Source organism: Candidatus Thermoplasmatota archaeon (genome assembly GCA_035540375.1).
Classification (GTDB): Archaea; Thermoplasmatota; SW-10-69-26; order JACQPN01; family JAJPHT01; genus DATLGO01.
In genome coordinates this window covers 36,772-48,126 of record DATLGO010000018.1, presented here as the reverse complement: position 1 = coordinate 48,126, position 11,355 = coordinate 36,772, and the positions used below count along the sequence as shown (strand labels likewise).

The 11,355-nt window shown below is 73.5% G+C and carries 9 protein-coding genes; 4 read left to right on the top strand and 5 right to left on the bottom strand.

Going from position 1 to position 11,355, the window contains the following annotated elements; genetic code table 11:
* Positions 1–2,175, top strand: a 2,175-nt coding sequence (locus VM889_02415) for a hypothetical protein (protein ID HVL47389.1), incomplete at its 5' end; no start/stop codon positions are given.
* On the opposite strand, the gene VM889_02410 is transcribed toward VM889_02415, so the two are convergent.
* The 5 genes from VM889_02410 to VM889_02390 form a co-directional block, all read right to left on the bottom strand.
* On the bottom strand, positions 2,172–2,669 hold the full coding sequence (locus VM889_02410; protein HVL47388.1) for a FaeA/PapI family transcriptional regulator: 498 nt from the start codon (positions 2,667–2,669) through the stop codon (positions 2,172–2,174). The two genes, VM889_02415 and VM889_02410, sit on opposite strands and share 4 nt — an antisense overlap.
* Positions 2,666–4,264 (bottom strand): tRNA uridine(34) 5-carboxymethylaminomethyl modification radical SAM/GNAT enzyme Elp3, encoded by a 1,599-nt coding sequence (locus tag VM889_02405; protein HVL47387.1) that lies wholly within the window; start codon positions 4,262–4,264, stop codon positions 2,666–2,668. Before VM889_02405 ends, VM889_02410 begins: the two co-directional genes overlap by 4 nt.
* A gap of 661 nt (positions 4,265–4,925) precedes the next feature.
* Positions 4,926–5,228, bottom strand: coding sequence for a hypothetical protein (locus VM889_02400; GenBank protein ID HVL47386.1), 303 nt, complete (start codon positions 5,226–5,228; stop codon positions 4,926–4,928).
* A gap of 10 nt (positions 5,229–5,238) precedes the next feature.
* A complete protein-coding gene (locus tag VM889_02395; GenBank protein ID HVL47385.1) occupies positions 5,239–5,472 on the bottom strand; it encodes an Lrp/AsnC ligand binding domain-containing protein in 234 nt (77 codons plus the stop codon).
* A 94-nt stretch (positions 5,473–5,566) separates the two neighbouring features.
* Positions 5,567–6,655 (bottom strand): quinone-dependent dihydroorotate dehydrogenase, encoded by a 1,089-nt coding sequence (locus VM889_02390; GenBank protein HVL47384.1) that lies wholly within the window; start codon positions 6,653–6,655, stop codon positions 5,567–5,569.
* Positions 6,656–6,906: 251 nt separating this feature from the next.
* Between VM889_02390 and VM889_02385 the strand changes: the two genes are divergently transcribed.
* From VM889_02385 to VM889_02375, 3 genes are read left to right on the top strand one after another with little or no spacing between them, the layout of a single operon-like run.
* Complete coding sequence (locus tag VM889_02385) at positions 6,907–9,054, top strand: MarR family transcriptional regulator (protein ID HVL47383.1); 2,148 nt, start codon at positions 6,907–6,909, stop codon at positions 9,052–9,054.
* 40 nt (positions 9,055–9,094) lie between these two features.
* Entirely contained in the window at positions 9,095–10,669 is a 1,575-nt protein-coding gene (locus VM889_02380; GenBank protein HVL47382.1) for a hypothetical protein, read from the top strand.
* Entirely contained in the window at positions 10,666–11,349 is a 684-nt protein-coding gene (locus VM889_02375) for a fibrillarin-like rRNA/tRNA 2'-O-methyltransferase (GenBank protein HVL47381.1), read from the top strand. Before VM889_02380 ends, VM889_02375 begins: the two co-directional genes overlap by 4 nt.
* Positions 11,350–11,355 lie beyond the last annotated feature (6 nt).

Genomic DNA, 11,355 nt, shown 5'->3' with positions numbered 1-11,355 from the left:
GCCCTCGGCCCCGCCCAGCCCGCCCCGGCGTGCGCGGCGGCCCCGCCGTGCGGCTACATCTATCCGCTCATCATCATCGACCTCGACGGAGGCACCGACGTGCGCGACCTCGGGGCGGCGGGCCTCGAGGTGAACGGGAAGCTCACGTTCACCTTCGACGCCGTCAACGAGGGCTTCGCGGTGAACGACCCCGCGCAGGACATCGTCGTCACCTTCGAGTTCCCGCGCAAGCCCGCGTGGGCCGACGTCGCGATCGAGCCGCGCGAGATCAAGATCCCCATCTCGCCGCAGTACCTCAAGCCGGACGCGTCGAACGCGCAGCAGGTGCAGGGCACCTACGTGTACGAGGTCCCGGTCAAGGTCTCGTTCAAGATCGTCGGCCAGCCGGTCGTGCCCACGGGCTACGACCACGCGAAGCTCCTCGTCTTCGCGAAGAGCACGGAGAGCGGCCTCTACAAGGCTGCCTACGGCATCAAGCAGGTCAAGGTCCGACCCGAGGGCGCGGTCGACGCGAGCACGATCGAGGACCCGCTCGCCGGCCTCGCGCCCGTCGACCTCGCGCCGCAGGCGTTCGCGCCGATGACGCGCAACCTCACCTCGGGCGCGCGCCTCGCGCTCGAGCCGCCCGCGCTCGTCGAGCCCTGGCGCCCCGCGGCCTGGAAGCTCAAGGTCGAAGGCGTGGACCCGGGCCCGGGCCACCTCGCGGCCGCCCTCTACGGCCCCGACGGCGCGCTCCTCTACTCGACGGGCGCCCGCGACGTCGCCGGCTCGCTCGCGTTCAACCTCACGCTCGCGAAGGCCGGACGCTACACGCTCGTCGCCGTCGCGGACGACGCGGCAGAGCGCTTCGCGATGGGCGCCGTCGCGTTCGCGTTCGACGCGGGCCCCGTCGAGGCGAAGGCCGTGCGGTACCCGTCCATCTACAAGGCGTCCTACACGGAGCCCGTCAACCAGTTCGCGACGCGCAGCGACAACGCGGGCTACCAGTACGAGAAGTGGATCCCGCTTCCGGTCCACAAGGGCGCGGCGGGCGGGAACGTCGCGTTCAGCCTCGCGACGCAAGGCCAGCGCGCGCTCGACCGCGGCCTCGCGAACCTCGCGGTCTCGGTCGTGGATCCGAACGGGGCGACGATCCTCACGGGCACGATCGATCCCGCGAATCCCGCGAAGCGCTTCAACGTCGGCGCCTTCCCGGGCGAGGGCCTCTACTTCCTCCGCGTCCAGGGCCTCGGCCTCCTGCCGCCCGGCCCGGGCCATCCCGAGTACAACCTCGCGGTCGAGGTCACGTACGACGACAAGCCGATCCTCCTTCCCGACGCGCGGTCGAAGGGGCCGGTCACGGTGCAGGCCGCGGGCTACAACTGGACCGCGCCGTTCACCGAATCGCCCGCCCTCTGGGCGGCGCTCGAGGCCACGACGGCGACGAGCGCGATCGTGGGGAAGGCGCCGCTTGCGGGCGACCTCCTCGTGAGCGCGCACCTCACGGACCTCGACGGGAATCTCGTCGCGGCGAGCGCGTTCGCGCGCGCGAAGGGCGCGGCCCCCGCCTTCTCGACCACGTTCCCGCGCGCAGGCGAGTACCTGCTCACGCTCTTCGTCGCGACCCCGCACGCGCGCGGCGCGGCCGCGCCCATCGTGGAGCCGACGCCCGTCACGTGGCGCGTGCGGACCGTCGGCGCCGACCTTCCCGAGGTCACGCTCCCGACCACCTTCGCGCTCGCCTCCCGCGGCCAGTCCGCGCAGCCCTTCGGCCTCGAGGACGCGACGGGCCGCGCCGTCCTCGCGGTGCCCGTCCCCGTCTTCGCCGACGGGAAGGGCCAGTTCACGTTCAAGGCCTCGCCCGCGGGCGTCGCGGGAAGCGTCCCGATCGTCCTCGCGCTCGAGGACCGCGCGGGCGGCAAGGTCAAGGAGGCGACGGGCGTCGGAAGCGCCTCGCTCGACCTCGCGGGCCTCGCGCCCGGCGACTACACGCTGCTTGCGCGCGCCCGCACCGCGGACGACATCACGTTCGAGGCAGCGGGCGAGATGATGTACGTGAATGCGCCCGTCGACGGCGTGCGCGGCTACGTCCCGCCCGTCGAGACGCCTTCGCAGGGATTCGCGATCCCGCATCCCGCCCTCGCGGGCGGCCTCGCGCTCGCGGCGGCTGCCCTCGCGCTCCGCCGCCGCGCTTAGCGCCGCCACCGCTCGAGGACCGCGCGGCCCGGATGATCGCGCGGCAGCTTCTCGGCGAGCGCCGTCGCGCGCCGCGTCGTCGAGGCGCGCCGCTCCAACACGACGTAGCGCTCCCGCCCCTCGTGCGCGCGCGCCACGAGGCCAAGCGCCGCGAAGCGGCGCAGATACCCGGCGACCGTGTGCCGCGAGAGGCGCTCGCGCCGGGCGATCTCGCGCGCATGGAGCCAGGGTTCCTTCGCGACGGCCTTCAGCACCGCGGCGCCCTCGCGGGGCGCAAGCAGCGTCGCGACGCGGCGCTCCCAGGCGTCGAACCCGGGCGGGAAGTAGAACCGGCGATGGCCCCACCGCTCCGAGAGCGCGCGGCGGCGCGACTCGAGCTGGGCGAGGTGGTAGCGCGCCGTCGCGTGCGAAAGGCCCGCGGCCTCGGCGATGTCGACGATCGCGCTTCCCGGGTGCGTCCGCAGGAAGATGATGATCTCCTCGCGCGCCGTCACAGCGTCTTCCCCATGTACGCGCCCGCGCGCTCGTACCCGTGCTTCGCGTAGTACGCGCGCACGCCGACGCCGCTCGTGACGAGAAGGCGGCGGTAGCCGGCCCCGCGCGCGATGGCCTCGGCTCGCTCGAGGAGCCTCGCGCCGAGGCCGCGGTGCTGGAGGGCGGGCGAATCGCCCGGCGCCGCGCCGATCGGGACTTCCGAGCCGTAGACGCGCAGCTCGCGCAGGAACGCGGCGCCCTCCGCCTCGGGACGCCACACGCGCGGCCCGGGCTCGCGCACGCGGACGAAGCCGAGGATCGCGTCCGCCTCGACGTCCTCGATGCTCGCGAAGTGCTCAACGCCGCCTGAGGCCGCGTAGCGGCGCTCGACGAGCGCGACCTCGCCGTCCGAGCGCGGACGGCGCCCGGCCTCGCGGCAGCGGATGCAGCGGCAGCGCGAACCGTCGCGCGCAAGCTCGGCGAGGACGAGCTGCCGCAGGTTCAGCTTCTTCACGCCCGCCGCGATCTCCGTCGACGGGATGTCCCGGTCGATGCGCTGGATCCGGCACCAGGGCTCGACGAAGCGCCGCTTCGCCTCCGCGAGGAGCTTCGCGCAATAGGCCTCGTCGACGGGCTCGAACCTGCCGCGCGCGTGGAGAAGCGCGAGCGGCGTCCCCGGGATGACGAGCGTCGGGTAGATCTTCAGCATGTCCGGGCGGAAATCGGGATCCTGGAACATGCGGCGGAAGGTCTCGAGGTCGCTTTCGTAGGAGGAGCCCGGGAGCCCCGGCATCACGTGCGCGCAGAGCTTGAGGCCCGCGTCCTTCACAAGCGCGACCGCCTCGATGCTCTCCGCGAGCGTGTGGCCGCGGTTCGTCGCGGCGAGCGCGCGCTCGTCCGTCGTCTGGAGGCCGAGCTCGATGCGCGTCGTCCCGTAGTCGAGCGCGAGGTCGAGGTGCTCGCGCTGCGCCCAATCGGGCTTCGTCTCGATCGTGAGCCCGATCATGCGTGCGTGCGCGTCCTCGTTCGCGCGCATCGCCTCCTCGAGCGTCGCGGCGCGGTCGGGCCGGTGGCCGCCCCATGCGTTCATCGCATCGAAGGCGGCCTTGAGGAACGCCGTCTGGTACGCGGGATCGCGCGCCGTGAACGTGCCGCCCTGCACGATGAAATCCACCTTGTCGACAGGGTGCCCCGTCGCGTGCAGGTCCTCGAGGCGCGACGCCGTCTGCGCGTAGGGGTCGAACGCGTGCCGCAGCGCCCGCCGCGCCGCGGGCTCCTTCCCCGTGTAGCTCATCGCCGTGCCCCATTCGGGGCCGCCCGGACAGAACGTGCACTGCCCGTGCGGGCACGCCTCCGGGCTCGACTGGATCGTGACGATGACGACGCCCGACAGGCTCCGCGTGGGCTTCGTGCGCAGGAGGCTCTCGAACCGCGCGCGCTCCTCGCCCGTCGCCGCCGAAAGCAGGTCCGCGTTCGACGGCACCGCGTCCAGCTTGTAGGCTTCCGCGAGCTCCACCTTGAGCCGCTGCACGTCCGCCGCCGTCGGCGACGCGAGGGCCGCCAGGCGCGCGAACGCCGCGCGGACGACCGGGTCCGGGAGCTTCATGTAGGCCATGCGCCGATGCGCCGCTCAGAGCGGCGATGCCTGAAATAGCTTGAGGACCGCCGCCCGTCGATGGGCGTCGGGTCCCGAGCGCCGGGCGTCGGGACCGGGCGCCGGGTGTCGGGACCGGGTGCCGGGAGTCGGGACCGGGACCGGGACCGGGACCGGGCGCCGGGATTCGGGACCGGGTCTCGGGACCGGGACCGGGCGCCGGGATTCGGGACCGGATCTCGGGACCGGGGCGTCGGGTGTCGGGACCGGGCTTCGGGACCGGGAGCCGGGTGCCGGGCGCCGGGCGTCGGGTCCGGGTGTCGGGCGTCGGGTCCGGGTCCGGGAGCGGGTCCGGGACCGGGACCGCAGCCAGTGCGCGCGCCCGGTTCGGAAGGTTGACCGGCGCAGGAGGCAGCCACGCGCCGCCACACAAGCGCTCGCGAAGGGGGCCAAGAACCCCGGGCACTGTACGAGAAAGCAACGCGGGTTTGGGTCGGGGGTCCAGGGGGCGAGAGCCCCCTGGTCCACGGGAGGGGCCGCGGCGTTACGCCGCCGCGGCGAGCACGAATCCAGAGGTTCGTGCGGATCCAAGGGAGGGGGCGGATAGCCCCCTTCCTTGGCACGGAGTCGCACGAGCCCGCAGGCTGGTGCGACGGAGTGCCCGCTGTAAAGCCCCGTACCCCTAAGCTCTCATGATGCTCACGAGGAACATCGTCATCGCGACCATCGCGCCCACGGTGGCGGCGATGACGGCGACGATGCCCTGGATGACCATCTCGCGGTCCCAGACGACCGCGTCCTGGCCGAAGAGGTTCGTGACGAGGCTCGTGAAGACCACGAGCGCGAGGACGCCCACCATCGTGAGCGCGAGCCCGATCTTGCGGCTCTTGCCGGCGCCGAAGTAGGCCGTGAAGAGGCCGGCAAGGAGGATGAAGAAGCCGAAGCTCAGGACGAGGATCGAGGCGAAGGTGTCGGCGAGGGCCATGGGTGCCAGCTCAGAAGCGCGTGCCGGTGAGCGTCTTCGTGTCCATGACGCCGTCGATCGTGCGGATCTTGTTGACGATGATGTGGCCGAGCGTGTCGAAGTCGCTGCCCTCGATCTTCGCGATAAGGTCGTACTCGCCGAAGAGCGGGTGGAGTTCGACGATCTCGGGCACCTTGAGGAGCGCGTTGTAGACCTCGTGCTCCTTCGAGGGAGCGGCGCTGATGAGGACGAATCCCACGGCCATTTCCGACACCGACGCCGCGAAATGGGGGGGTCCGTATTTGACGATTTCGTACCGTTCGGCGGCGAGGGCGGGCGCGCTCCGGCGTTCGTCCGGGTCACGCGTGGTCCGCGCCGACCGCCTCCGCGACGGACGCGAAGCCGTCGCGCGCGAGGAGATCCGCGAGCCCCTTGTTCACCCGCTTCGCCGTCGCCGGCCCGCCGTAGATGAAGCCCGTGTACAGCTCGACGAGGCTCGCGCCGGCGCGGATCTTCTCGTAGGCGTCCCGCGCCGTGAACACGCCGCCGACGCCCACGATGGGGATCGCGCCGCCGGTCGCGCGCCACGCCTCGCGCACGAACGCGGTTGCGCGCTCGCGAAGCGGCGCGCCCGAGACGCCGCCGGGGCCCTCGATCGCGCGCGCGAGGCCCTCGCGCGAAAGCGTCGTGTTCGTCGCGACGAGGCCGCTCACGTCCGCGGCGCGCGCGACGTCGAGCGCGTCGGCGAGCGCCTCGGGCTCGAGGTCGGGCGCGATCTTCACGAGGATCGGCGGCGGCTGTCGCCGCGCGGCCGACGCGAGGTCGCGCGCGCGGGCCTTCAGGGCCGTGAGGAGCGCGAGGAGCGGCCCGCGGTCCTGCAGCGCCCGCAGGCCGGGCGTGTTCGGGGACGAGACGTTCACGACGACGAAGTCCGCGTGCGGGAACACCTTCTCGAGCGTCGTGACGTAATCCTTCACGGCCTCCTCGTTCGGCACGACCTTCGCCTTGCCGATGTTCACGCCGACGGGGATGGGGAGGCGCCCCGCGCGCGCGAGGCGCTGCGCGGCCGCGTCCGCGCCCGCGTTGTTGAAGCCGAGTCGGTTCAGGAGCGCCCTGTCCTCCGGCAGCCGGAAGAGGCGCGGCTTCGGGTTCCCCGGCTGCGCGACGCTCGTCACGGTCCCGACCTCGAGGAAGCCGAATCCCAGGCTCGGGAAGGCGGCCGCCATCCGCGCGTCCTTGTCGAAGCCCGCGGCGAGGCCCACCGGGTTCGGGAAGCGGAGGCCCCACACCTGGGACTCGAGCCGCGGGTCCTCGAAGCGGTAGAGCGCCGCCACCGCCTTGAGGGCCCGCGGGCTCCGCGCAAGCCCCTCGAGGCGGCGCGCCGCGAACTCGTGGGCCCGCTCCGGGTCCACGCGGAAGAGGATCGGACGCGCGACGCCGTACAGCACGCGCCGCGCAAGGCGGGCCCCACAAATCAGGGCTTCGGCCCGCCGCGGCCGCAAACGGCGGTCGACGGACACGGGAAGGGGCCCCTGGACCCGGAGGGGTTCACGCGCCCCGCCCGGGCATCCGCCCACGGGCCGGGTGAAGGCGGAGGCCCGGTTGCGCACGGGCCCCGGAGAACGTTGTCGGCGGGGGTCCAGGCGGACGAAGCATTCAAGAGGGCATAACCCGCATCGGACCCGCCGGGAGGTCTGGCATGCGGCGATCGACGAAGCTCCTCGCGCTCACCCTTGCGACGATCCTCCTTGCGGGGTCCTGGCTCGCCCTCGGCGCCGGCGCGCTCGCGGACGAACGCGATTCCAGCGATCCCGCCGTGGGGATGCCCCGGCGGGGCGACGTCGTGAGCTACGTCCTCAACGTCACCGAGGACGGCGGCCCCTCGAGGTTCTACGAGATGACCTTCACGTGGGCGGGCCCGGTCGTCGAGCGCGACGCCCTCGGCGTCCCCACGACGGGGGACCTCCTCGTCGGGTCCATCCGGGCGCTCGACCACGATGCCGCGGCGCAGCCGTTCCGGCTCGCCTTCCGCGGCGGGTCCGTCGCCCCCTTCGCGGTCGACGTCACGCACTTCACCTCCGTCAGCGGGACCGAACGGACCCTCTTCGTTCTCGAGGTCCCGTACACGCACTCCCTCCTCGGCCAATACCGCACCTACGCCTGGTGGGGCCCGCTCCAGTGCCTCGCGCGCGCCGCGTGGCAGGGCGGCGAGGTCGAAGGCTTGGCCCGGCCGTACACCGAAGCCTGCCCCGACCCGCGCACGCGCGCGCCCTTCGCCACCCTGGCGGGTCCCTCGTGGGAAGGCGCCACCCTCGACCCCATCGGCTGGGAGACGGTGGCCGCGGGCGCCGCGTTCCGCTACTCCGCGGGCGCCTTCGACGTCCGACAGGGTCGCGAGCGCCACGACTGGTGGCTCGCCCCCGGCGTCGCCTACCCCGCCCAGGCCGTCTTCGAGTCCGAGTCCGCCGGCCTCCGCGTGACCACGACGGCGACGCTGTCCGGCCTCGAGGCGGGCGATGCGCCCCTCCTCGCCCCCGCCGATCCCGCGCCCGCGCCCGAGCGGCGGCCGCGCGCCGAATTCGCCCCCCTCGGCCGCGAGGGCGCGGCCGACGGCGAGGGCGACGCCATCCGGTTCCCGTTGTCCCGCGCCGTCGAGGTGGCGCTCGAGGACCCGCGCGCGACGCGCTTCCAGGCCTGGCGCGAGGAGCATCCCGAGGCCCGCCTCGTCGTCGCGCGCTACGACGACCGCTCGAGCTTCGCCCGCGGCGACGCCGTCCAGGCGCCCGCCGCGCGCAGCTGGACGCTCACGTGGGCCGATCCCGCGGCCGGCGTCGCCCGCACGGTGTACGTCACGGAGCGCGCCACCTCGACCCTCGTCCCGGGCGCGCCGCCGAGCTACACCGTGAGCGACGGCTCGGAGTCGCGCCACGCGCCCTTCGACGTCTCGAAGCTCCCGACGACGGTCCTCACGCTCGAAAGCGCCGTCGCCGTCTGGAGGGCCGATCAACCTGCGTCCCTCCACCGGCCCCTCACGTTCATCGAAGCGCGGTGGGCCCCCGAGGGCGCCATCGTCGTCGTCGGCCACCTCAGGACCGAGTCCCAGCTTGCGGACGCCGGCATCGACAACGGGTACGAGCGCGCCCAGGTCGCGCTCGACGCGGCGACGGGCGCCGTCCTCTACGGCGTCGTTCTCGACCGCGACCACCGCTCCGAATTCGCCCCTTCGCGCATCGTCCTCCCCGTCGCGAAGGTTTCCCGCGGCACGGTCGCGAAGCCGACCGCCTCCGACGTTCCCGCCCCGCTCGCGCTTGCGGCCGCGGCCGCCGCGAGCCTCACGCTCCTCGCGCTCCTCGCGAACGGCGTCGGCGCGCTGCTTGCGCGCGGCCTCCTCGCCCCCCTCTACACGCGCCTCGCGAAGGGCGACGTGCTCGAGAACGACGCCCGCCAGCAGATCCTCGAGGCGATCCGCGAGCAGCCCGGCATCCACACCTCGGAGCTCCTCCGGCGCGTGCCGTGCGGCAACGGCGCCATGACCTACCACCTCGAGGTGCTGCACCGCACGAACCACGTCACTCGGGTCGACGCGGGACGCTACATCCGCTGGTTCGCGACCGGGTCCATCCCGCACGGCGAGATGACGCGCCGCTCGACGCTCCTTGCCGGGTCGTCGCAGGCCCTCTTCGACCTCGTCCGGGAGGAGCCCGGCCTGTCCCAGAGGGAGCTCGCCCGGCGCCTCGGCCTCACCCCGTCGGCCATCCATGCCGGCCTCGCGCGCCTCGAGCGCAAGGGGCTCGTCGAGAAGCGCCGTTTCGGCGTCGCGACGGGCGTCTACGCGTGCGAGGCGTAGCCGGGTAGGCTTTAAGAAGGGGGCCGGGGGTTCGCACCCCATGTTCCTTCTCACCACGTGGTTCGGGGCCTTCCTCGTCGAAGGCGACCGGATCGTGGACGAGCGCCTCTTCCCGCGCGACGCCCGCGCCCTGGCGGGGCTTCTCGAGCGGATCGAGCGCGGCGACGTCCTCGACGAGGAGAAGGACCTCGCGCGCCGTTCCGACGCGTTCACCGTCGCCGAGGAGCGCCTCGCCCGGCTTCCCGGCGCGCGCCTCGCCCTCGACGCCGACGCCTCCACCCTCCCCGACCTTGCGGGCCGAGCGTCCGACTGGGGCTTCACGACGGCCCTCCTCCACGACGCGAGCCTCGTGCTCGCGCGCGCGTCGCTTCGCCACGCCCTCGCGAAGCGCGACCTCCACGTCCTGCAGAGCGTCGACGCGATCGACGAGGTCATGGCGCAGGCGAACATCCTCTCCGAGCGCCTGCGCGAGTGGTTCGGCCTGCATTTCCCCGAGCTCGCGGATTCGGTCGCGCGCCACGAGGAGTTCGCGGCGCTCATCAACCAGCACGGCAACCGCGAGAGGATCGTCGCGGCGAAGCCCGAGCTCGCCCCCGCCGATCCGATGGGCGGCACGCTCGGCCCCGCCGAGGAGGAGGCGATCAAGGCCCTCGCGCGCGTCACGGCGAACCTCTACGGCCTGCGCGGCGACCTCGAGAAGTACCTCACCGAGAACGTCGCGATCATCGCGCCGAACGTCACGATCCTCGTCGGTCCCCTCGTCGCGGCGCGCCTGCTCAAGAGCGCGGGCGGCCTTGCCCGCCTCGCGTCGATGCCCGCGGGCACCATCCAGACGCTCGGCGCCGAGAAGGCGCTCTTCCGCCACATCCGGGAAGGCAAGAAGCCGCCGAAGCACGGCCACCTCTTCCAGGTTCCCACGATCCACCGCGCGGGCCGCCACCAGCGCGGCGCCCTCGCCCGCACGCTCGCGGCGAAGGTCGCCCTCGCGGCCCGCGCCGACGCGTTCACGCAGGACAAGACCGCGGGCGCCCGCCTCCTCGACGAGTTCGAGGCCCGGGCGCGCGAAATCGCCGCGGGCCGCAAGACGCGCCCGCGCCGGACCCCCGATCGCCGCGGCCCGCCCGAGCGCGGCGGCGGATTCCGCCGGGAAGGCGGGTTCCGGCCCCGCGAGGAGCGGGGCGGCTTCAGGCCCCGCGAAGGCGGACGTCCGTTCGCGCCGCGCGAGGAACGGGGCGGGTTCCGCCCCGCGGAGGCCGCGGGCGACCGGCCCTTCCGGCCCCGCGAGGACCGCGGCGGATTCCGGCCCCGCGAGGACCGGGGCGGCTACACGCCGCGCGAAGGCGGATTCAGGCCCCGCGAAGGCGGCGGCTTCCGGCCCCGCGAGGACCGCGGCGGATTCCGGCCGCGCGAGGGCGGCTTCCGCCCGCGCGAAGGCGGCGGCGACCGACCCTACCGACCGCGCGACGACCGGGGCCCGCCCCCGTCCCGCGAAGGCGGCTTCCGCCCGCGCGAAGGCGGCGGCGACCGACCCTACCGACCGCGCGAAGACCGTGGAGGCGGAGGCGACCGCCCCGGCAAGAAATACGACCGCCGCCGCGGAGGTGACCGATCGTGACGCGCGAGCTGTACGCGAACGTCGTCCAGCTCGAGGATTCCCGTCTCGCGACGCGGAACCTCGCGCCCGGACGCAAGGTGTACGACGAAGATCTCGTGAACGTGCGCGGTGACGAGTACCGCACGTGGAACCCCACGCGGTCGAAGCTCGCCGCCTACATCCTGAAGGGCGGCCGCTCGATGCCGATCGGGCCGCAGACGCGTGTCCTCTACCTCGGCGCGGCGAACGGCACGACGCCGTCGCACGTGAGCGACATCGCCTCGAAGGGCGTCGTCTTCAGCCTCGAGTTCTCGCCGCGCTCCTTCCGCGACCTCGTATCCGTCGCGGACCACCGATCGAACATCGTGCCCATCCTGGGCGACGCGTGGAGGCCCGATCGTTACCGCCGTTTCGCGGGCAACGTGGAGGTCCTCTACCAGGACATCGCGCAGCGGCACCAGGCCGCCATCTTCGCGCGCAACCTCCGCGTGTTCGCGCCCGCCTGGGGCATGTTCATGGTGAAGGCCCGCAGCGTCGACGTCGCGGCCGATCCGCGCGCGGTCTACGACCAGGTCGCGCACGAGGTCGAGCGCGATTCGGGCTACGCGCTCGTCGAGAGCGTCGACCTCGGCCCCTACGAGCGCGACCACGCGGCGCTTCTCTTCAAGCCGAGGACGGAGCGCGAGCGCCGGAACCGCTAAACGGCC

Coding starts and splice junctions, on each gene's coding strand:
- VM889_02405 (HVL47387.1), bottom strand. CDS start 4,264: ATGGCCTACATGAAGCTCCCGGACCCGGTCGTCCGCGCGGCGTTCGCG.
- VM889_02380 (HVL47382.1), top strand. CDS start 9,095: ATGTTCCTTCTCACCACGTGGTTCGGGGCCTTCCTCGTCGAAGGCGAC.
- VM889_02385 (HVL47383.1), top strand. CDS start 6,907: ATGCGGCGATCGACGAAGCTCCTCGCGCTCACCCTTGCGACGATCCTC.
- VM889_02400 (HVL47386.1), bottom strand. CDS start 5,228: ATGGCCCTCGCCGACACCTTCGCCTCGATCCTCGTCCTGAGCTTCGGC.
- VM889_02395 (HVL47385.1), bottom strand. CDS start 5,472: ATGGCCGTGGGATTCGTCCTCATCAGCGCCGCTCCCTCGAAGGAGCAC.